Raw genomic sequence first — 23,326 nt, 5'->3', positions numbered from 1 at the left:
TTTATATATAATTAAATTATATATACGAATGTAAAGAGAAGAGGCTGTGATTGTGTTTAAAAAAAAGTTCACTTGTATTAAACAACAGGATTTAAAAGATTGTGGGCCAGCATGCCTTGCAATGATTTCTCGTTATTATGGTTTTACTATGTCTATATCAAAAATTAGAGAAATAGCAGGTACAGATTTAGAAGGAACTAATATAAAAGGCTTAATAGAAGCTGGAGAGAAATTAGGTTTTGGAGTAAAAGGGGTAAAAGCTACAAATTTTGAAGCATTAGAAAAAATCACCTTACCTGCTATTGCACATGTAGTGATGGGAGGAGGGTTACTTCATTATGTAGTAATTTATAAAGTTAAAAATAATAAAATTTATATTGCAGATCCTGAGAAAGGATTTGTCACATATTTATTAGAAGAGTTCGGCCAAATATGGACTGGCATTCTAGTTCTTATGACACCTACTGAGAATTTCCAAAAAGGTAAGGCATTACAAAGTACACTTTCTCGTTTTTTATTTTTACTGAAACAACAAACTAATTTATTAGTACCTTTATTTTTTGCTTCTATTTTCTTTAATTTATTTGGATTATTGGGAGCTTTTTATTTTAAATTTTTAATTGATGATATTGTTACGAATCAGTTGTTACAGACGCTTCATATTGTATCAATTGGAATTATTATATTGTATATCTTTAAGGTACTTCTTTCTTATTTTCGTACGCATTTGATCTTATATTTAAGCAGACGAATAGATATTCAATTAATGCTAGGGTATTATCGCCATGTTGTGGGATTACCGATAAATTTTTTTGAAACAAGAAAAATAGGAGAAATTATTTCTCGATTTATGGATGCAAGTAAAATAAGAGATGCTTTATCAACAATAACAGTGACATTAATGATTGATACAGTAATGGTGACATTAGGCGCTATTTTATTATATATACATAGTCCAGTTTTATTTGGTTTTACTTTATTATTAATACCTTTTTATATAGGTATTATTTTTGCCTTTCATAAACCATATCAATCTATTAATAGAGAAGAAATGGAGAGTAATGCAAAGTTGAATTCTTATTTAGTAGAATCTTTAAATGGGATTGCAACTATAAAGTCTTATAACGCTGAAAAAGAAGTGTTTTTTCAAACTGAAAGTCGTTTTGTTAATTTATTAAAGCATGTATTTAAAAGAGGAATGCTATCTAATTTGCAAGTTTCTATTAAGATTGGACTTGAGTTAATTGGAGGGACGGTTATTCTTTGGATTGGTGCTATGCAAGTATTAAAAGGAAATATGACAATAGGTGAATTAATTACATATAATGCACTCTTAGCTTATTTTTTAAATCCAATTGAAAATTTAATTGGAATTCAACCTACTATGCAATCTGCATTAGTTGCTGGAGAAAGATTAAATGAAATTTTTGATTTAGATCAAGAAAAAAGTGAAAAAGAGGATAATAAGGTATCTCCTAAACAATTATCAGGTAAGATTGAATGCTCAAATGTTACATTTCGTTATGGAACACGCAAGAGTGTTTTAAATAATATAAGTTTTTCCATTGAACCAGGTAGTCAAGCAGCTTTTGTGGGGGAAAGTGGTTCTGGAAAAACAACAATTTCAAAATTATTAATGCATTATTATGAATCGCAACAAGGGGATATATATTATGATGATTACCATATTAAAGAGATAAATCGTACTGCACTACGAGATCGAATTGCATATGTTTCTCAAGAATCATTTTTCTTTAGTGCTTCTATTTATGAAAATTTATGTTTTGGCTTAGAACAAAAAGTTACTTTGGAAGAAGTTATACAAGTATGTAAGCAAGCTTGTGTACATGAGTTTATTAGTGAGTTGCCATTACGTTATGAAACTTTTTTAGAAGAAAATGCATCAAATTTATCTGGTGGCCAAAGACAACGTTTAGCAATTGCAAGAGCGTTATTAAAAAAACCAGACATTTTAATATTAGATGAAGCTACAAGTAATTTAGATTCTACAACTGAAAAACATATTACAGATATGTTAAAAGAATTAGGTTCACAAGGAGTAACCGTGATTATGATTGCTCATAGATTGAGTACAATTCAACATGCAAGCCAAATTTTTGTAATGGAAAAAGGAAATATTATAGAGCGTGGCTCTCATGAGGAATTATTATTCTATAAGGGTGAGTATTATCGTCTTTGGAAGAATCAAACGGTCCATGTCGAACATATAGAATCGCAATCATATGTAATGGGAGATAACCAATATGAGTAAAATCTATTCTTTTGATCAATTAACGGATAGTGTGGAATTATTGGAAAGAAAGCCTCCTCGTTTTATTGCTGGATTACTCGTTTTTCTTTTGATGAGTTTATTTACTTTTTTAATTTGGGCTTATGTCAGCAAGATAGATATTGTAAGTAAGGGAATGGCAATGATACAAGGAAAATCAGATGCAAGTGTGTCTCGTACTCAAATTGTAGGTGTGGTTGATATGGTTGCTGTTAAGTCTGGTGATGAAGTAAAAAAAGGAGATATTTTAATTCAATTAAAAAATCAAGAATTAACAGCTAAACAAAATCAGGTGAATCAAATTGTAGAACATTTAGAAAAACAAAAAGGGATGCTAGAGCAGTTGAAAGAGAGTATCCGGTCTCATAAATCCTCTTTTCCTGATGATGTGGATAAAAAAATAAGAGAAGAATATCAGGCTTATGATCAAAGATATCAATCTATACAAAATGAAAATGACAATGAAATAAAAAAAATAGAGCATAGCAAATTTTCAAACGAACAAGATGAAGTTTTACAAGGGCTAATTGCAGAAAAGGAAAATATCCAAAGAGAAATAGACACAATTGAAAAACAAAAAACAAAAGAAAATATATTAGAAGATCAAAAACAAGTAATGAATGATAAAATAGGGAATTTAGAATCTCAACAAAACAGTGTAGAAAAGCGTATCCAGCAACGAAAAGAAACTTTAGAGCATGAAAGAACAAAAGTTGATGTTACTAAAGAAGGAAAGCAAGAACAAAAGAAAGATGCTTTAAATCAATATAAAGAAGAGTCTATGATTTCAGTGAATCAACGTATTCAATCCCTAGAACAAGAACTATTTATTAAAAAGCAAGAGTTAGATGGACTGCGTCATCAAAATGAAACGACAATCATAAAAGCACAAAAAGACGGGATTGTACAATTTCCTTCCCTCTTACAACAAGGGGATTTAATTAATCTTGGCCAAGAGATTGTTTCAATTATCCCAAAAGAAGAACAAAAAAAAGTAAGAATCTTATTACCAGCTCAAGAGATAAAAGGAATAAAAAAAGGAGATAAAGTACAATATTCGTTTAAGTTACAGAAAACGGATAAACAAATGGGACAAATAACATATGTATCAGCATATCCTACTTTTGATAAAAATACGAAAGGGTATATGTATGAACTAGAAGCCACAATTGATACAAAAGAATTACAAGAACTACATACAGGGATGGTTGGTAGAGCTTCTGTTATTACAGGAGAAGAACCGGTATGGAAATTTATTTTAAGAAAATTAGATTTTATTTCCAATTGAAATAGTTAAAAATAGATTCATATAAGGGGACAGAATTAAGTATGAGAAAGTATTTTTCTAGTATAATCATGTTGATTTTATTAATGGTTTATTTTCCTTTATCCGTTACATATGCACTGGAAAATAACATCAACTTAAGCAATATTGAGCAAATGACTAGTGTTTTTAATGATAATACTAATCTAGGAGAAAAAATCAGCTATATTAGAAATAGTGATTTGAATAATTGGCCAGTTAAAGAAATGAATCAGGCCCTAGATAAAATAGATAGTTTAAATCTGAGTATAATGGAACGAGCAAGTTTAAAAAGAGAGGTAATACGTTCTTCAGGATTTTCTAATTTTGATTTTAAAGATACAAAATCAGATGTATTAGCATTTAAGGAATTAAAAATAAAAATTATAGAGACTGATACGCTACTTACATTATATAGGAGAAGTAAGGCTGGTGAACCAGAATCTAAATATGGTCTTGGTTATTGGTGGGGAGATAAAGAAAGAAATATTGAAGAAACTAGAAATGAATTAGCCGTATTAGAAGCTTGGGGGAATCCGCTCAATATACAATATAAAATCACGGTACCTAAAGGGACGAGAATGCTTAAAGGATTTACAGCTTCTCAAACTCAATATCTTAAAGGTACAAGTATAGTTCAAGAATATAGAGAAGGTGGAGCTATGCAATACTGGATTAATAAGATAGATAACAGCTGGTTACAATAAAAAATTATTAGGAGGATGACATGACAAATCATCATGAATTTATAAATTTAGCTCTAGATTGTGAGCGTATTATAAAACAAAATATTCCTAGTAATCCTGACGATGCTAAAAGATATCATTTAATGTTAAACGAACTTAAAGGATTAAGAATGACCATAAAATTAAACCAATTAAATGACAAGTTATATTATTTATCAATCACACAAATGCTTGAAAAAGATGATCCAAAAAAAGTATTACAAGCTGTTTTAAAACTTAATACATTTTATTGTAACTACTATCAAAATTTATAAAATTATTAATCCAATAAACTTGAGTCTATATTATTTAAAATAACATGACTTATAGTGGCAGGCACTCGAAAGGGTGCCTTTTTTATTAAGAAAAATAAATCTAATAAGAAAGATGATCTTAACGTACAGCATCCACCTCAAAACATGTCAGAATTGTGTCTAAACGTACAATTTTCTTTTTTGATATGGTGTGACCCATGCCCATCAATTTAAGAATGGGAACAAAATAAACCTTTGTTCAAATAAACTAAAAAATTTTTAAAATACTACTTATCCTTAAAAGTGAGCACGCTAAATACACCTAGTTAGGTATTATTTTTAAAAATTATGCAGCTTTCTTTCGTTTTGAAAATTAACTATACTCATAGACAACACTAAAAAGGCCATTGTCACTTTATCCATAAGTTGGCCACAGTTGAAAGCATAAATTGGCCAAAAAACACTTCTTTTTGTAGATGATTATCTAATTATTCAACGGAGTCGGAAGCATAAGTTGGCCGTGTGTTAATTATTAACCCATAAGCTGGCCGTTAGTTCATGCGGAATTTTATACATATGGAATAAAGGAAATAAAGATAATGATTGCTTTTAACCACTGATATAATGGGATGAATAAGAAACTGCATACGTAGGGAAAGAGGATGTTTGACAGAATGTTGTTAAGTCGGGGATTATTGATAAGGAGAACTTCTGATAATGTTACGTTATGTTAACTCAGCATTTATATTCTATTCATCCAAAATTGCCCTTATTGATGATATAATTTAAATCGCGGAGGGATATTATGGAATTTATTTTATATTTTGTATTTTATTTTGGATTACCGTTTCTTATAATTGGTACTGCATTATTTTTATTTATTATGGTTGCATTACCAAAAAACAGGAATAAAAATCTATCATTCGTAATGATCAGTTTAGGGGTAAATCTATTCACAGTTGCACAAAATTGAGAAATTTAAGGAGACTGATAAAATTTATGAGAAAATTATCCATATTACTTACTTTAAGTCTAGTATTTGTCAGTGTTATGGCTGCTTGCACACAAGATAAAAAAGATAATGCAGTTGAAAATGATTCAATAGAAGAACCCACCGCAAAAAATGAAAATGAAGAATTAATAAATTTTGAAGAAAAAGAAAATATAAGCCGCTTGGAACAAGGTATTTTATTAGTTGGTGAGAGTGCTAAGGGAGGCTATTACTTGACCACCGTTCAAAGTGCATATTTAAATGATAACAACGATTCTATCGTTGTTAATGTCTCTGTAAAAAATGTACGAGGTCAAATGATTGGACTATCAGAATTAAAATATACCTTAAAAGATGAAAAAAATGGTAAGACGTATGAAGGAAAGGTGCTTGACCAAAACCCTTCTGATATACAAGTTAAACCAAATGAAACGGTAGAATTGAAAATAGCTTTTGAAGTACCAGGTACCGCAGATGAATATATGTTTTATATTGAAAGCTCTTTAGACTCTCTAGGAACAACACACTGGAAAATTGATAAGCTGCAATCACCAAAAAACTAAGTCTAAATATAATTTGGTGGAAGTGTTCTTTAATATGAATTATATATTCGAAAAGTAAACAATGCTAATTCCAAGCGAGTGGTTAACCTTTTGGACAAATAATTTACTTCCGCTTTCGGATTTTACGTCAACTAGTACCTCTTACGAGGGGCTAGTTGTTATTTTTGTTGTATACATATTAGAAGCATAAGTTGGCCGCAAACTAAAAGAAGCATAAGTTGACCAAAACGGCCATCTTATGCTTCTTGTCACAAAAGTAATGACAATATTAGATTTTCGAAATGAAAATAAGAGAAATTTAGTATACTTGTTATATTGAATTCCTCTTATTTTATTTTTTATAATGGAATAATTTCGTTTAGCTAATTAAAACTTAGCAGAGAAGAGACACTAGAAAAACTACAAGAAATGACGAGTAAATTTAAAGTATAATAACATCAAATAAGTAAGGTGAAAATGATATCACCTTACTTATTTTTCTACTTAATAACTAGGGGAGCTATTGAAGGAATGAGAAAAAGAAATAAACTATGGAATTTATGGAAAACCATTACACTGTTAGTTTGTACCGTTGTAATTGTTTCTTTACTCGTAACAGACGTTTTAATTAGCCATAATGTTGAACAGGCGACAGAAGATAACCAAACAGAGAAGGCAAAAACGATTGCACGTATTGTGGCGAATGATTCTATTGTAATTGATGGGTTGACGGGGAAGGTAGATCCCTCCTTGATTCAGGTGTATACAAATAAGCTATTAAAGAATACAGATGTACAATTTATTGTAGTTATGGATATGAATGGAATACGAAAATCTCATCCAGACCCTCAAAAAATAGGGCATCATTTTCTTGGAGGCGATGAAGGACCTGTATTGAAGGGAAAGGAACACGTCTCGTTAGCAAAAGGAACTTTAGGGATTTCTATGCGAGTATTCGTACCTATTTTTGCTGACACAGGTGAGCAACTTGGTGCGGTCGCTGTTGGCATTTCAGCTGATAATATAAAAGAGAGGGTGAAAGAAAGTAGACATATTATTTATATCGGTGTTGGTGTTGGAATATTAGTTGGAATTATAGGAGCGATATTGCTAGCTAGACATATAAAGAAAAGTTTATTTGGTCTTGAGCCGCATAGGATAGCGAAAATTCTTGAAGAAAGAAATACGATGCTACAATCTGTAAAAGAAGGTATTATTGCTGTAGATAAAGAGGCAAAAGTAACGTTAATTAATAATGAAGCAAAACGAATATTAAAGAAAGATGGAATTACAGAAGATTTTATCGGTAAAGATATTGAATTGTATACGCAGAATTCACGTATGAAAGAAGTGTTGCAAACAGGAGAGGTACAATTAAACGAAGAACTAAATTTTTATGGGGTTACGATTGTTACGAATCGGGTTCCTTTATATGTAAAAGGAGAAATAGTTGGTGTGATTGCAACATTTCGTGATAAAACAGAGATTAGAAAATTGGCAGAGGAACTAACCGGTATCAGGCTATATGCGGAAGCATTACGGGCACAATCTCATGAATTTATGAATAAGATGCATGTCGTGTTAGGACTTACACATATGAAACAGTATGAAGAACTTCAAAAATATGTAAGTATTATGGTGTCAGAGCATCAATATGAAATTGGGGGGATTATGAAAAAAATTCAAAGCCCAGTATTTGCTGGATTTTTACTAGGTAAACTTAGTTATGCTAGAGAGAAAAATATAAAGTTAATTATAAAAGAAGATTCTTACTTACCAGATATATATGATGAACGTATCATCCATGAACTGATCACCATTGTCGGAAATTTAATTAATAATGCATTAGACGCAGTGGTGGATTGTGAGAAGAAGAAGGTTGAAATTGGAATACAATATGGGGATACATTAAACATTACAGTGCAAGATACAGGCAAAGGCATACAAGAAAATGAAATTGATACGTTATTTATAAAAGGTTATTCCACAAAGGGTGATAATCGGGGGTATGGTTTGCATCTTGTAAAGGAAAGCATACAGCGAATAAATGGGGACATTCATGTTCATTCATTGTTAGGAACGGGAACGACAATAACGATTGAAATACCTAAAAGTAGGGATGAGAGATAAGATGATCAAAGTTTTGATTTTAGAAGATGACCCGATGGTCGCAATGTTAAATACGCATTATTTAGAGCAAGTGGGAGGGTTTGAACTTGTCCATGCAGTTAAATCAGTTAAAGAAGCGATAGAAGTATTAGAGAAATCACGAGTAGATTTAGTATTACTTGATATTTTTATGCCTGAAGAGACCGGGTTTGAGCTTTTAATGCATATTCGCAATCAAGAGAAAGAAATCGATATTATGATGATTTCAGCTGTACATGATATGGGGAGTATCAAAAAAGCATTACAATATGGCGTAGTAGATTATTTAATTAAACCATTTACATTTGAACGATTTAAAGAGGCATTAACCGTATATCGAGAAAAATTTACTTTTATGAAAGAACAACCAGAAATTAGTCAATCGGAATTAGATTCGCTAATTTTACAAAAAGAAAAAAGAGTGCCCTTTGACGATAAAGAGCTTCCAAAAGGATTAACGAAGCAAACGTTGCAATTAATTTGGCAGAAGATCGAGTCGCTGAATGGACGAGCGTTTACAACAGATGAAATGGCACAATTAGTAGGAGTTTCAAGAGTTTCTATTCGAAAGTATGTAATGTTTTTGACTGAAATCGGAGTATTAGAGAATGAAATAGTGTATCAAAATGTGGGAAGACCAGTGAGTAAATTGAGATGTATTGACCAAAGTAAAATAGATTTTTACGTATAAGCGACTTATTATAAGTCGCTTATATTTTTTTAATTACAAAAGTAATTATAAAACTTACAAAAACTATTTTTACTATTGAAAGCATTTTAATATTATTGTTCAGATGAAATAAAGGAAGTAGAAATGCAAGTAAAAAAGAGAATAAAGGGGTCTGGAGCATACCGAATCATCTTGACGGAATAAAACACAAACTAAATCGAAAAGATGCTGCAGCATAAATTCTGCAAAACTAGAATATTAAAATTTTATTATCAAGTTATTAATATAATAAAAATATATCGGTTCACAAGGAGATGTTTAATTTGTTGAATTATGAAAAAAACGCAGAAGTTTTAAAAGCATTAGCTCATCCAATACGAATTAAAATTTTGAAAGAGTTAATTACAAGAGGGGCATGTAATGTAACCCAAATTGTAGATATTCTTGGTATCCCACAATCTACTGTTTCGCAGCATTTATCGAAGATGAAATCTCAAAAATTAATTATGAGTGATAGAAAAGGATTACAGATTTACTATAGTGCTCAAAACAAAACTATTAATTCCATTGTCGAAATGTTATTGGATTTGAAACTATTAATTGTAAATAAAAATTAGTAATCTTTCTGATTCTGGTGCAAAGATTGGGACCTATCCAAGGCAGAATAGCTTATCTGCAACTTTATGTGAGATAGGAAGGATTAAAAGAACTTTATATACATTAGAGTGGTTGCTTCACCTTTATCAAACGATTTGAACAAAATCCTTATTTAAATAAAAGAAACCCCGATTGTCTGCGGGGCTCCTAAGGGTAATCGTCAAGTAATGACGTACTCGACTAATTAACGATATCATGAATTTTTTGGTAAAAATACTGGTAAATGTGTCCAAATGGATAGATAGGGCATCATTTTGAACAAAATCGTTATTATATGTAGAAAAAATAAAAGAACCCTCTGGTTATAAGCGAATTCTTCGTAACAGAAGCACCAGGAAGCTGGTCTAGAGCGACCTGGGTATTTACTTGGGTGATATTACTATATTCGAAGGGGATAGAAAGATTAATGGAAATTAAATGAAATCCTTATTTTAATACATGGTATATAAACAAAGAAGAGCCTGATATGGCTCTCAGGCTCTTCCCTCAATAGCAAAGAGTAAGTCTTTTAATTACCCTTCTACTACATAATACACAAAACTTATATGGATGTGTAGAACAGGAAATTCCAATATAACTATCCGAATATAGTGTTTAAAAATATATTCTAGATATTTTTAATAAGGAATTTAATTACAAATGTTGATTTAGCGCGTTATAGAAACTCATTTATATAAATTTATAGTTAATAAAAGGATATTGAAATAATAAAATATGCAATATTACATATCGAATTGTAGAACGAGAAAAAGCGAAAACGGTAATTGAATGAAAACATTATTTGAGTAGAAAAGGTGACTGAGGGATATGAAATACGGACTTTTTTAGCAAGGGAGTTAATGGCAGAGCATAATAATTATTTTGAAGCTTGTGGAGAAGCGCAGCAGTTAACTAGAGATACTGGTGTAGTTCACTGGGCGATGCCAATTAAAGAAAACAAGATAGCCAAAGAAAATTTCAATATTGAGGTACCGTCACATGCCCATCAAGCTAAGGTTGGATCTTTTATGAACCTCCTTTCTTGTTGCCTACATACCTGATAATTTGTTTATTTGTTTTTAAAAATACGCATACCAAATAAACATTGATACAGTGTATTTTTAAAGATTATGCAGTTTTTTGCTTTAGATTGGATATAGTAAACTGATAAACGACACCTAAAATATCAAAGACTGTTTTTTTCTCATATCGATGGGATTTTCGACTGTTTTTCTGTAAGAAGTCAAACAGACGAAGGAGAATTTTTGATACTTCTTGGGTGTCTTTTTGTATAGCTGCATATACTAAGTACAGATGATCTTGAATCATATAAATTGCTTTATATTCACTTAATTCTTTTTGTTTTTCTGTAGTAACAGCTGTCGCATTTTGAACATAGTGGAAGAACAAAGAAAAATAGCGATTAACTGTCCATAAAGATGACATTCTAGACGCTCTCGCTTAATATTGTGACAATGACTGATACCCAAAAGAGATTTCCATGTTTTAAATACAATCTCTATTTGCCAACGTAGTGAATAGAGATCATGAACCTGTTCCATGGTATGTTGGTAATATAAACGTTGATTTCTGTTAATTGAAAGTTCCTGATACATTACCTCGACTTTTGATTATGCATTGTAAAATAGAAAGGGTCATAGGTAATTTATTACATAATGCAATTCGATATTCTCCTATCTCTGGGACAGTTGAATTGACTGTAGAGGAAAATAAACAAACTCAACGGGTCCAATTCACTTTGCGGGATGAGGGGATGATAATTTCTCCAAATAATCAATTACGCGTATTTGAACGTTTTTTAAAACAGATCGAGTAAGAAGTACACAATCTGGAGGATCCGGACTTGGATTAGCTATTGCAAAATCATTGATTGAAATGCACAAAAGGGAAATTGGTGTGAGGAATCGCGCAGATGGTAAGCAGGGATGTGAATTTTGGTTTACTCTTCCCATCACATCAGAAGAAAATAAGACGGCTGAAAGACTTTTGTAACATTTACGAAAGAAAAATGAAAGACCTTCTTGTTAACATACTACTACATAGTATGTTACAGGAGGTTTTTTACTTTATGAAAAGAAAATATGTATGGTTTATAGGTGGTTTGATAATTGTATTGGGGATTTTATGGTCATTGTTCCGACCAGAGAAAATATTTATTGATAAGCACGTGAATGAAGCATTGCCACAAACAGAGGTACAATCAACTGAAGCAAGGCAACTAAGTGATCGAGTAATAAGTGAAGGTCAGTTTCAAAATGGTATCCATGAAACAACTGGAACTGCAAAAATTCATCAATTAGCGGATGGAAAACGTGTTTTACGACTTTCCGATTTTGAAACATCTAATGGGCCAGATGTACGAGTTGTATTAGTTCCTACAAATCGTTTAAAAAATAATGAAGATGTGAAAAATTATCAGTATATTGAATTAGGAAAATTAAAGGGAAATAAAGGAGACCAAAACTACGAAATTCCTGAGGGGATAGACGTAAGTGTATATGGTTCGGTTTCTGTTTGGTGTAAAAGATTTAATGAAAACTTTGGTGCGGTTTATTTTAATGATTAAATATGAATATAAATTTTTCCTCTTACTCAAAGGAAAAATTTATATGGGATATGGTAATAGTTGCTATGGAGATTGTGGATTTGATGACGGATTCTCCTTACTGTTTGTGCTCTTTATCTTATTAATCATAGTTGGAACTATCTCCAGCTGATAAACCTGGTACATGGAAATATAGTAGAGCAGATGGTTATGTTATACTTAATGATAACGGGGATGTTATTACCACTATTCCCGCAAAGAAAAAATAATAAAAATTATTTTACGGTGCATAAGGTTGGTTATAAACATTGGATATTAAATATGATAGATACGAACTATTAGAGCTATTCGAAAGCGAACCAGAAGACTTTTTGATTGAGGGTGCAGGTGTGTATCTGTATCGTAAAATGGATCACTTAGGATTTAAAGTAATAATGATTATGTCAGTTTATGAGAATACAATTAAATTAAGCCTTTCTTATAATGAAGGATGTGTATTTGACGTCAATATGGAATTTGTAGAACGAGTCTATACTCGCAATGAAACACTCCATATTCAGTGCTCTGAAGAGAAAAAAGCAATTGAAGTGAGGTTCAAACCACATTTTGCAATTAATATTAGAGAATTCTAATCAAAAAATCGTAGGAATTATCAATTCCTACGATTTTCATTATTGAATATTTTTCCAGGGTAGCCCTTCATACCCAGAATCGTTTCCGTACCCTATTATGGAATACGGCATAGTATACAAAAAACGTAGGCTTACGCCTACTGCCAGAAAACGAGAAAGCTCGTAATCATCTAGTTTACATAATTAATCTTATCGGTAGTTGTAAAAACATAAAATATTCTGTCTCAAAATCAAAAGTATTCTTATCTTATTGAGATATGATTAAAAATTTCTAAGATAGTTTTTATCTGCATTACATTGTGATTTTTATTTATTCAGCTGTCCTATTTTTTGGAAATTACAAGGTTTATATTATGATATGAATAAAATAAATGGATATACAGAAAAAACCTTCCATCTCAAAAGAAAAAGTAATCTTAGTTTTTGAGACGAAAAATGAAATTGAAATGTCACCATGACATATATTCCTTCCCTATCCGTTTAAAAGAACCGTTTATCTCTTTCTTAATAAATAATATGGCACTGAATAACAATCTTTTCATACAATCAGTTCACTTTCTTACTATTTTCCACTTCAAATTCTTTCGGATATATTTCTTTTAACATCGTAGAGGTACTCCCCCCCCAATATTTATTAAAAGGTGTACTTAATTTGTTTTTCACCATCCATTTTCTTCCTCCTAATTTTAATAACTGTGAAACAGATATCCCTGCTTTATCTATCTCATCCTTAATTATTTTTTTCGCTTTCTCTTTTTCCCAAAACCTATTAGGTACTGATTTTAATTCCCATTCTTTAAATTGATTTGGATACGCCTCATTTAACATCTTATAGGGGCTATCCGACCAAAATCTCATGAGCGGTGTCCTCAATCCATTATTTACAATCCACTTCAAACTGTAATGTTTCTTTATATCTTCCTGAGACATGCCCTTTTCTTTGATAATCTGCTTAAAAATCTTTAAACTCTTTTCTTTATCGTTCCAAAATTTATTAGAAACTTTTTTTAATTCCCATTCTCTATATTGATTCGGATATGCTGCATTTAACATCTGATAAGCGTTTCTATTCCAATGCTTCAACAGTGGTGTACCTAAATTTCTTTCTCTTAACCACTCCCCACTATATAAATCAAGTACGTCTTCTTTTGTTAATTTTTCTTTTTTCTCAATCCACCAACGCAAGGCCAGCAGCCCTTTTTCCTTAGTCCAAAAATTCTTAGGAACACATTTCAATTCCCACTCTTTAAATCGATCGGGATATGCTGCATTCAACATTTGATAGGGGCTACCATTAAAATAGCTCGAACATACCTCGCCTAGTTTATTTTCTATTAACCACTTCAAATCATACTTATTTAGTAATTGATACTCTGTTAATCTTTCTTTTTCTTCAATTATTCCCCTTAATATTTCCAATCCTTTTTCGTATGTCCAAAAACACTTAGGAGTATGCTTTAACTCCCATGGTTCAAATCGATTGGGATATGCTGCGTTTAACATCTCATACGGACTACTTCGATAAACCTGCATCACACTAGTTAATTTGAATTTTTTAATGAGACTCTGATTCCATTCTTCTTTAATATCATCATTGCTCCATTTTAAAACATCCTCAATTAGATATCGCGTTACCCTTCTTTTTAATTCCCCGTTCACATCTTCGCTCCACGTACCAGGAGGAAAACTTTTTCTTTTTCCATCTAATATTTCTCGATATATTTCCTCTATTTTTATTGTCAAGAATAGTTCACTCTCTTTCTAAAACTTCTCCTTATTCTTACCAGAAGTAATACCATTTGTGGTTTTATTGAAACACGAAGTTTTCGACGCGTAAATAGTAGAATTTCGCCAATTAAATTTAATAATTTCGATAAACCAATTAATGCAACTCTAAATATTATACTAATAAAATTACTATTTAATTTCATTTTAGTAATAATAATAGTTACAACTTGATATATCCAATAAAAAGATAATAATTTCGATTCATTAGAATGATTAAATACAATTTAATAAACTATTAATATAATTTAATTGTACTCTGTATACAGTTTTCTTTTATTTAGATATGAAAAATTGCATTAAAATATAAGATGCGCCCTTATAAATAACTAGTTGTAAAAAAAGGAGGATCTGGGTTTATGGTCTATTAAAAACTCTTAAGTCGATAGATATGGAGGTCAGCCCAGATACGTGTAAATCCAGAATCTTTTCAAGATGGGACAGAAAAAAAGCAGTCTTTAAGAATATTATTAGTTTTACATAGTTATTGATAATAGGTATTATGTAAATTTTATTAATATCTAAATACCTTTAAAAAATAAATATTCTAGTAACTGATGCTTGATGTGGAAATGGTAACTCGCGAAAGAAATGTCGAATTTAATAGAAAATTGTATATTTTTGTTGTTTTATTTTTGCTTTCATGCTAGACTTATAATTACAAAGAAAGAGTATACAAAAACCCTTAGTGATATAATTATCTGAATTTTTAGTTTTATTTGTCAGTTTGCTTTACATCATTGACATGTGTGTATGCATTTTTTCCTCCACTCTTTCTTTGCTGTGCCCTTTAGAAAAAAACAACTTGTCTTCGTCCAAGTTGTTTTTTTTCTGTAAAGATTGCATTTATTGTTTATGATTGTTTAGGTAGTAATTCAAAAAAGTACCTATCAGGGACATAGCTTTTAAGGCGAGTTTTTAGAAAGCATTTTTATGAAAAATTGGCAGGAATCATTTAAAAATTAAAATGCCCCCTCTTTTCTGTGTACCTCGACACATTTAATTTGTATAATATAAAAACTAAGAAAATTTGAAAAATAAATACATATGCATGTTTACATTAATAGGGGTGAGAGAATATGTACAAACTGACCGAGATTATTGACGTAAAAGAAATACAAACTATGGCAGAACACTTTTATCTTTTAACACAGATTTCACATCAACTGCTTGATTGCAACGGAGGAATCATATTTCATTATGGCACACCATCCTCTGATATACATTTACATACAAAAATTCATGTCCCTATTATATTCAATGAAAATACGATTGGTGATTTTGTGATTTTGTCGCCTAAAGATAGTATTGAATCTTGCACTATATACTTTAAATCCCTTGCAATGATTATAACGAATAAAGGAATGAATACATTACAGCAAGTGCAGAAAGATCAATCTATCCCTGCTGAAAAATTATATACGATTTTACACAACATGCCCGTTATGGTTGATGCTTGTGATGAAGAAGGGAATATTGTCATATGGAACCGAGAGTGTGAACTTGTAACAGGTTATAGTGCCGCTGAGATTATTAACAATCCTTGCGCGTTAGAGCTACTTTATCCAGATGAAACGTATCGGAACAAGTTACTTCAAGGATTTTCTGAACTTGGTAAAAACTTTCGTGATTGGGAAATGACACTCACTTGTAAAAACGGTGATGAAAAAACAATCCTGTGGTCAAACCTTTCAGATGAATTCCCTGTTCCTGGGTACAGTCACTGGGCAGTTGGTATTGATATTACGCATCGGAAACAGGTAGAAGAAAAACTTATAGAAAAATCTTCAGAGTTAGAATTAATTTTTAAAGCACTCCCAGACTTATGTTTTTTAACAAGACTTGACGGAGTAATCGTTGATTATAAAGCCGGCTGTCCATCAAGATTTTATGTACCTGTCGAACAATTTATGTATAAAAAATTTCAGGATGTGTTACCTTTAGATGTTGCCCTGCAGCTACAAGAAGCAATTGCAAGGGTACAGCAGAATAATTCCATAGAAATTGTAGAATACTCCTTGCTCATGCATAATAGTATTTACTTTTTTGAAGCACGATGTTTACCACTATTAACAGATAAAGTAATGGTTATGGTTCGCGATATTACAGAGCGTAAAAAGACAGAGGAACTATTAAATAAATCAGATAAATTAGCTACTGTCGGTCAACTCGCTGCAGGGGTTGCACATGAAGTGCGAAACCCACTCACTGTTATTAAAGGATTTATACAATTATTAGAGATACAAATAAAACATGAATCAAAATATTTTCAACTCATACTTTCTGAAATTGAGCACATTGAATCTATTATTCATGAATTTTTATCGATTGCTAAGCCTGAGGTATGTTCTTTTGAACAAGAGAGCATCGATTTAATTTTAAAAAAAGTTGTATCATTAATTAACACAAAGGCAATTATGACAAATATTCATGTCACATTCCAAACGGATCCTGACGTTGTATATATTGATTGTTGTAAAAAACAATTAAAACAAGTGTTTATCAATGTTTTACAAAATTCGATTGAAGCAATGCCACATGGGGGAGACATAATCATTACCACTAAGAAAGTAAGTAACAATGAGGTGGAAATTTGTATTTCAGATGAGGGGATTGGTATTCCAGAAGAAAGAATTGCAAAACTTGCTGAACCTTTTTATAGTACGAAAGAAAAAGGAACAGGTCTCGGTTTAATGATTAGTTACAAAATTATTGAAAGTCATCAGGGAAGAATTTGTATAACAAGTAAAGTTGGAGTAGGAACCTCGGTGTACATTTATTTACCGCTTTTGCAAAATGTTTAAATACTGACTTAAATGAAATTATGGCATATTATTTTGGGATTACATGTGTACAAGCGGCCTCGTGGGTATACCCCAAAATTTTCCCAACAGGCTCTCCCCGTAAGGCATATACACTTTACGGGGAGAGCCTGTTTTCTATCTTATTATATACGTACAGCCGTACCACTTACAGCAACCATTAACATACCATCACGAACAACTTCGTAGTCTACGTCAACACCAACGATGGCATTAGCACCTTTTTGTCTTGCAAGTTCTTTCATTTCATCCATTGCAATATCACGTGCTTCTTTTAATTTACTTTCATAAGCACCAGCACGACCACCGACAACATCACGAACTGAAGCGAATAAATCGCGAACAATATTTGCACCCATAATAGCTTCACCATTTACAATATCAATATATTCACTAATTTCTTTCCCTTGAATTCCCTGCGTCGTTGTTACAATCATGATTGACACTCTCCTATAACTTATCATTTTTAATTGGCGTTTCTTATATCTTGATTATGACATGGAAAAAGTAGCTAAACTATCTAATAACCTTACAGGAATGTGACATTTTTGTAAGGAAGATTTACTCATTTTCTATCCGGATTTCTATAAAACATGACCTTTTTCTGATCAATCTTATCGGGATAGATATACTAATTCTGTAATTATTCGCTTTGCATCAAGCTCTAGCAATAGAAAAGCCTTGCTGATCGCAAGGCTAATCTCCTCATTTCATCCAATTACGTATCGACTATCCTCTGAAACAAGTAAACTTGTATGATCAATTTTGACAACACATTTCCCTAACCTCCGCTTTACTTCCGATTGTAATTTCTTGTTTGCTTCCTCTAAAGAATGTGCTGGAATAATTGCTGATTGTAAGTCTGTTACCTTGCCATCATACATCACAGAAAAATCAATTTCATATCGATGTATCATGATTTCCCCACTTCCTTTCCAATAGTACGCTTACAATTCATCCTTACATGCTTTTTGTTTTCGTATATTTTTACAATTACACTATGTTTCTTTACAATCCTCGCTAACCCTGCCAAAATAACCTTTAAAAATTCCAATACTTAATAAAATATATGCAACAACCTTAAAAAAAATCATGCTCAAACCCTTTTTTTTTCGAAATTTCATTTAAGCTACTTAAAATCCCGAATAACAAACATAATCTCATTCGATACCGAATATATTAACAGTTCATTAAAAATCGATTACAAATAAATCTGGAATGTGATTTTCTCTGAAATGGAAATTTTTTGTGCTGAAAACTATATAAATATTGTTATCCAACACACCCAATTGATACCCTAGTAAATAGGGGCTAAATTTTTATCACTACTCATATCTCTCCTCCGGAAATAGCCTTATGATTTAGAATAATGAAACTAATTATGATGCATTTTGTAGGATTTTTATACTTTTTGTCGAATACATGTAAAAAGGAGGGAATATGGCATGCTGTTCACAGGATTTTTCATTAATCTATCTATTTTTTCTTTCCTAGCTAGTTCAGCTATTTTTATTCAAGTATTTATAAGGAAAATGGATAACAAATTTATCCATTTATTTTTGGGGACATATGCAGGTATCATAGCTGCTATTTTGATGATTTTTAATTTTAAACACATGGGATTGTTTTATGACTTGCGAGCCGTTCCTCTTATTATTTCGTTTATTTATTTTGGTCGTACAGCTGGTTGGATTACGTTAATGTTTATTTTATTTATGCGTATTTTCTACCTTGGTGGTGATTGGGGACCAGCTTTGATAGCTGCTTTAGGAATTGCTACTATATATACTATATTCAGAACATATCTCAAAAATATCCATCCCTTTAAAAGCGTTTTTCTTTATCTAGCTGTTTATCTAGCCATAATTCATTGGGTATTTGGATTCTTTTTTCCTTCTATCTCACTTATACTTCTTGACATTCAAGGTACATTATTTATATCTTGCGGACTCTTAATTGGTGTTTTTCTTATGGAATCCTATCAAAATTTATATTACTTAACACAAGACCTAGCTAAAGCGAATGAAACTTTACTAGAATCAAAGCGGGAATTAAGGGATACCGTACATGAACTACAAGGAGGTATTGTTAAATTTAAAAAGGTAAATGGGAATTTTATTCATACTCTGTGTGATGGACAATTATTTTATCAACAAGGATTTCACTCTGAACAAGTTGTAGGGAAGCTTTTACCTACTATAGATTCTTCCATTATTCCATCCCATTTAGTTCCTCGGGTACTAAAGTATTATCAACAGGCATGGGATGGTGAAGAAGTAACTTTTGAACTACCATGGCCAAATGATGAGACTATGATACTTTTCTCTCTTAGGCCAGTTAAAAGAGAGGGAACAGTGGTTGAGGTGGTTGGTTCTACTGTTGATATAACGAAAAGAATAAATGCGGAAAATGAACTAAAGGTAACGAAAGAACGACTGGAATCGTTTATTAATCATAACGTAGATGCTATCACTATATTTGATTTAGATGGACATATGTTGCAAGCGAATAAAGCTTATGAGAAGATATTTGGTTGGTCAGAAAAAGAATCAGTAGGAAAAAAATTACCTTGCGTACCTGATTTTTTAATGAATGAAACTTTAGAGTTAATCAAAAATATTAGTAATACCAATATACAAGATCCTGTTATTACTAGGTTAGAAACAGTTAGACAACGAAAAGATAAAACTCTAATTGATGTAAACGTGACGGTTTCACCTATTCTAGATTTTAGGGGTAATGTAATTGCTTTATCAGGAATTTGTAGAGACATTTCTGAAAGGAAACAAGCAGAAAGAGAACTGCATCAATTACACCAGCAATTAAGTGACAGTGAAATGAAATACCGTGCACTCATCGAACAAGCAACTGATGCAGTATATGTAGTGGAGCTGAATGAGGATCAACTTCCAACTCGCTTTATCGAAGTAAATCCTGTTGCGTGTAAAAGGTTTGGATATAGTAGAGAAGAGCTTCTTTCGATGCCATTTCCTAGTGACGTTCCACCAGATTCTCCAATGGTCCAAGGAATCATAGAAAAAATTAGAGAAGGACAAACTGCTTTCACATCACAAGATGAATTTATTTTTCCTAAAGGAAAGACCATGACAATTGAATTTTCTGTTCGTGTGTTTAACTTGAATGGCAAAAAAGTTTTCTTGAGTATCTCTCGAGATATCACCGAACGGCTAAAAACAGAGGAATTATTACGAAAATCAGAGAAACTTGCTGTAGTAGGCCAATTATCCACTGCAATTGCTCATGAAATTAAAAATCCTTTAACAGCAATGAAAGGATTCATGCAGTTATTAAAATCAATGGAAAATAAGAACACTGAGCATTATATAGATATCGTGTTAGCAGAGGTTGAACGTATAGATAGTATTACTAATGAATTTATGACATTAGCAAAACCTGAGGCATTAGAAATTAAAACTAATGACCTGAATGTATTAATGAAGCAAATTGTAATGTTACTTGAGCCTCAAGCAATAATGAATTGCATACAAATTAAAACTGAGTTTACATCTGATACTTCATTCATACTTTGTGAAGAGAGTCAATTGAAGCAAGCTTTTATAAATATCTTAAAAAATGCGATTGAAGCAACACCAATGGGAGGGGAAATCTTGATTCAAATCGAATGTGTGCCTGATCAAAACCAGGTAAACATTCGATTTACCGATTATGGGTGTGGAATTGAACAGGAACGTATACCTTACCTAGGAGAACCATTTTATAGTCTCAAAGAAAATGGTATCGGTTTAGGATTAATGATTTGTTATAAAATTATTGAGAAGCACCAAGGAAAGATACTTATTGAAAGTGAAGTAGGAAAAGGAACAACAGTTAATATAAATCTTCCTATATCTACTCTCGAAAAAGAAAACGCTTATTCATCTTTTTAGGTACATCCTAGAACCATTAAGTACAGTTATACAATTTATTAAATTTTCCCCTTTAGATTTAATTATCTAAAGGGTTATCTGTTTATGTTAAGAAAATCTCATATTGTAATCTCGCCATTTAACAGCTTTACGAACTGTTTGAAGTAGGGATATATAGAAATTTCCCTATTTCCACAAGTGGATATTTCTATATATCCCTACTTTTGTTATCAAAAACAGCAAAGATATTCCTGTTTCTGCAACTAATAGTCAGCAAAAACAAGTGAATCCGCAGGAGTAAAACAAATTTAAAAACCAACAATGCAATAATACAACTCTATCAAAATTACAATAAAAGGAGCTAGTCTGTGAATAAATATTATATGAGTGCTATCTTAAGTATTGTACTTTCTGTTGTATTATTTATATTTAGTTTCTATCAGACTAAAATAGGTGGAGTAATATTTGCTTTAATTATATGAGCGAGTATTAAATTTCTAGCTGATGGTGTATTAAATGAAAGTAAACAAAAAAAAACAATTGATTTTGAAATAAACCGAAGAGTAATCACCTTAATAAGATAATTACTCTTTTTTATAGAAACTTAAAGAATCCAAAATTAAAACCCACACATTTTGATCAAACTTTTTTCAAAATGTGTGGGTTTCCTCTATTTATAAATCAATATTTGTAGCAATACTTTGATCAAGCTATAATTCAAACCAACATAACCAGTCTTTTTATCTCATTCGTTGACGAACAAATACGAATCCACCTAAAGCCACCAACAACATTCCTACAATATATGAAATCATCTCCATTGATGTTCCACCTGTATTAGGAAGCCATACTGATGTCTTAGTATTTTCTTTAGTTGATGGAACTTTTGAATCTGTGCTCGGATCTTTTGGATCTACGCTCGGATTTTTTGGATCTTCTTTGATTTTTGTATTCGTAATGTCATAGCCGTGAACTTCCGATTTATATCCATCCACCGGTTGTTCTTTTACTTCATACTCATATACCTTACCTTCGGCATCATTTGCCGCTAAATCTGTAAACGCATATTTCCAACCTGTTGCTTCACTTACTTCTTGCGTTGCAATTACTTGGCCATTTTGTAGTAGATCGACCTTGATCATTTCCGGACGATCTTTCGCATTGTCGTCCTTCCATGTCTTCGTTCCTTCTACTGTTGTTTTACCGACCTTTGTATTTGTAATGTCATAACCTTTTACTTCGGATTTATATCCATCCACTGGTTGTTCTTTTACTTCATACTTATATACTTTACCTTCGGCATCATACGCCGCTAAGTCTTTGAATCCATATTTCCAACCTGTTGCTTCACTTACTTCTTGCGTCGCAACTACTTGGCCATTTTGTAGTAGCTCGACCTTGATCATTTTCGGACGATCTTTCGCATTTCCGTCCTTCCATGTCTTCGTTCCTTCTACTGTTGTTTGACCTACCTTTGTATTTGTAATGTCATAACCTTTTACTTCGGATTTATATCCATCCACTGGTTGTTCTTTTACTTCATACTTATATACCTTACCTTCGGCATCATATGCCGCTAAGTCTTTGAATCCATATTTCCAACCTGTTGCTTCACTTACTTCTTGCGTCGCAACTACTTGGCCATTTTGTAGTAGCTCGACCTTGATCATTTCCGGACGATCTTTCGCATTGTCGTCCTTCCATGTCTTCGTTCCTTCTACTGTTGTTTTACCAACCTTTGTATTTGTAATGTCATAACCTTTTACTTCAGATTTATATCCATCCACTGGTTGTTCTTTTACTTCATACTTATATACCTTACCTTCGGCATCATATGCCGCTAAGTCTTTGAATCCATATTTCCAACCTGTTGCTTCACTTACTTCTTGCGTCGCAACTATTTGGCCATTTTGTAGTAGCTCGACCTTGATCATTTCCGGACGATCTTTCGCATTGTCGTCCTTCCATGTCTTCGTTCCCTCTACTGTTGTTTTACCAACCTTTGTATTTGTAATGTCATAACCTTTTACTTCAGATTTATATCCATCCACTGGTTGTTCTTTTACTTCATACTT

18 protein-coding genes and 3 pseudogenes are annotated in these 23,326 nt (G+C 31.8%); 16 read left to right on the top strand and 5 right to left on the bottom strand.

The features are described 5' to 3' along the window. The first annotated feature begins 52 nt into the window (after nt 1–52). The 10 genes and pseudogenes from ACQKNI_RS18310 (at nt 53) to ACQKNI_RS18265 (ending at nt 10,620) form a co-directional block, all read left to right on the top strand. A complete protein-coding gene (locus tag ACQKNI_RS18310; protein WP_098252165.1) occupies nt 53–2,272 on the top strand; it encodes a peptidase domain-containing ABC transporter in 2,220 nt (739 codons plus the stop codon). Next, entirely contained in the window at nt 2,265–3,578 is a 1,314-nt protein-coding gene (locus ACQKNI_RS18305) for an HlyD family secretion protein (RefSeq protein ID WP_098252164.1), read from the top strand. The genes ACQKNI_RS18310 and ACQKNI_RS18305 overlap by 8 nt, the downstream gene beginning before the upstream one ends. 41 nt (nt 3,579–3,619) lie before the next feature. Beyond that, complete coding sequence (locus tag ACQKNI_RS18300) at nt 3,620–4,300, top strand: autotransporter (RefSeq protein WP_098252163.1); 681 nt, start codon at nt 3,620–3,622, stop codon at nt 4,298–4,300. 20 nt (nt 4,301–4,320) lie between these two features. Further along, nucleotides 4,321–4,593, top strand: coding sequence for a hypothetical protein (locus ACQKNI_RS18295; RefSeq protein ID WP_098252162.1), 273 nt, complete (start codon nt 4,321–4,323; stop codon nt 4,591–4,593). A 978-nt stretch (nt 4,594–5,571) separates the two neighbouring features. Further along, a complete protein-coding gene (locus ACQKNI_RS18290; RefSeq protein ID WP_098252161.1) occupies nt 5,572–6,126 on the top strand; it encodes a DUF4352 domain-containing protein in 555 nt (184 codons plus the stop codon). 510 nt (nt 6,127–6,636) lie between these two features. Continuing rightward, nucleotides 6,637–8,235 carry a sensor histidine kinase gene (locus tag ACQKNI_RS18285; RefSeq protein WP_098252160.1) on the top strand — a complete coding sequence of 533 codons (1,599 nt, stop codon included), beginning with the start codon at nt 6,637–6,639 and terminating at the stop codon, nt 8,233–8,235. 1 nt (nt 8,236) lies between these two features. After that, complete coding sequence (locus ACQKNI_RS18280; RefSeq protein WP_098252159.1) at nt 8,237–8,944, top strand: response regulator; 708 nt, start codon at nt 8,237–8,239, stop codon at nt 8,942–8,944. Between the two features lie 302 nt (nt 8,945–9,246). Then, nucleotides 9,247–9,540, top strand: a complete 294-nt coding sequence (locus ACQKNI_RS18275; RefSeq protein WP_098252158.1) for an ArsR/SmtB family transcription factor — start codon at nt 9,247–9,249, stop codon at nt 9,538–9,540. A gap of 22 nt (nt 9,541–9,562) precedes the next feature. Next, nucleotides 9,563–9,655, top strand: a pseudogene (locus ACQKNI_RS18270) (Tn3 family transposase); the annotation flags it as partial. A gap of 764 nt (nt 9,656–10,419) precedes the next feature. Continuing rightward, the gene (locus ACQKNI_RS18265; RefSeq protein WP_098252157.1) at nt 10,420–10,620 is read left to right on the top strand and encodes a hypothetical protein; all 201 of its coding nucleotides are present in this window, start codon (nt 10,420–10,422) and stop codon (nt 10,618–10,620) included. Between the two features lie 67 nt (nt 10,621–10,687). On the opposite strand, the pseudogene ACQKNI_RS18260 reads toward ACQKNI_RS18265, so the two are convergent. Next, nucleotides 10,688–11,156, bottom strand: a pseudogene (locus ACQKNI_RS18260) (transposase); the annotation flags it as partial. Between ACQKNI_RS18260 and ACQKNI_RS18255 the strand changes: the two are divergent. The 4 genes and pseudogenes from ACQKNI_RS18255 to ACQKNI_RS18240 form a co-directional block, all read left to right on the top strand. Next, a pseudogene (locus ACQKNI_RS18255) lies at nt 11,157–11,572 on the top strand (sensor histidine kinase); the annotation flags it as partial. Between the two features lie 76 nt (nt 11,573–11,648). Then, nucleotides 11,649–12,146, top strand: coding sequence for a DM13 domain-containing protein (locus ACQKNI_RS18250; protein WP_098252156.1), 498 nt, complete (start codon nt 11,649–11,651; stop codon nt 12,144–12,146). Continuing rightward, on the top strand, nt 12,079–12,297 hold the full coding sequence (locus ACQKNI_RS18245) for a YjcZ family sporulation protein (protein ID WP_427282654.1): 219 nt from the start codon (nt 12,079–12,081) through the stop codon (nt 12,295–12,297). The genes ACQKNI_RS18250 and ACQKNI_RS18245 overlap by 68 nt, the downstream gene beginning before the upstream one ends. 136 nt (nt 12,298–12,433) lie before the next feature. Beyond that, the gene (locus ACQKNI_RS18240) at nt 12,434–12,757 is read left to right on the top strand and encodes a hypothetical protein (RefSeq protein WP_098252154.1); all 324 of its coding nucleotides are present in this window, start codon (nt 12,434–12,436) and stop codon (nt 12,755–12,757) included. 546 nt (nt 12,758–13,303) lie between these two features. Here ACQKNI_RS18240 and ACQKNI_RS18235 read toward each other — a convergent pair. Beyond that, entirely contained in the window at nt 13,304–14,500 is a 1,197-nt protein-coding gene (locus ACQKNI_RS18235) for a DUF4046 domain-containing protein (RefSeq protein WP_098252153.1), read from the bottom strand. A gap of 1,121 nt (nt 14,501–15,621) precedes the next feature. Here ACQKNI_RS18235 and ACQKNI_RS18230 point away from each other — a divergent pair. Further along, a complete protein-coding gene (locus ACQKNI_RS18230; protein WP_098252152.1) occupies nt 15,622–17,346 on the top strand; it encodes a PAS domain-containing sensor histidine kinase in 1,725 nt (574 codons plus the stop codon). Between the two features lie 143 nt (nt 17,347–17,489). On the opposite strand, the gene ACQKNI_RS18225 is transcribed toward ACQKNI_RS18230, so the two are convergent. Both ACQKNI_RS18225 and ACQKNI_RS18220 read right to left on the bottom strand, forming a co-directional pair. After that, nucleotides 17,490–17,801: a heavy metal-binding domain-containing protein gene (locus ACQKNI_RS18225; RefSeq protein ID WP_000637500.1), complete on the bottom strand. Its 312-nt coding sequence runs from the start codon at nt 17,799–17,801 to the stop codon at nt 17,490–17,492. A gap of 273 nt (nt 17,802–18,074) precedes the next feature. After that, nucleotides 18,075–18,281: a hypothetical protein gene (locus ACQKNI_RS18220; RefSeq protein ID WP_098252151.1), complete on the bottom strand. Its 207-nt coding sequence runs from the start codon at nt 18,279–18,281 to the stop codon at nt 18,075–18,077. Nucleotides 18,282–18,809: 528 nt separating this feature from the next. Between ACQKNI_RS18220 and ACQKNI_RS18215 the strand changes: the two genes are divergently transcribed. Continuing rightward, nucleotides 18,810–21,272 carry a PAS domain S-box protein gene (locus ACQKNI_RS18215; RefSeq protein ID WP_098252150.1) on the top strand — a complete coding sequence of 821 codons (2,463 nt, stop codon included), beginning with the start codon at nt 18,810–18,812 and terminating at the stop codon, nt 21,270–21,272. Nucleotides 21,273–21,991: 719 nt separating this feature from the next. On the opposite strand, the gene ACQKNI_RS18210 is transcribed toward ACQKNI_RS18215, so the two are convergent. Further along, nucleotides 21,992–23,326, bottom strand: a 1,335-nt coding sequence (locus ACQKNI_RS18210; protein ID WP_427282581.1) for a Cna B-type domain-containing protein, incomplete at its 5' end; no start/stop codon positions are given.

The sequence above is a fragment of the Bacillus sp. NPDC094064 genome (assembly GCF_050279585.1).
In the GTDB taxonomy this organism is placed as follows: Bacteria; Bacillota; Bacilli; order Bacillales; family Bacillaceae_G; genus Bacillus_A.
The sequence above is the reverse complement of the archived record's forward strand: the minus strand, read 5'-3'. Positions and strand labels throughout refer to the sequence as shown.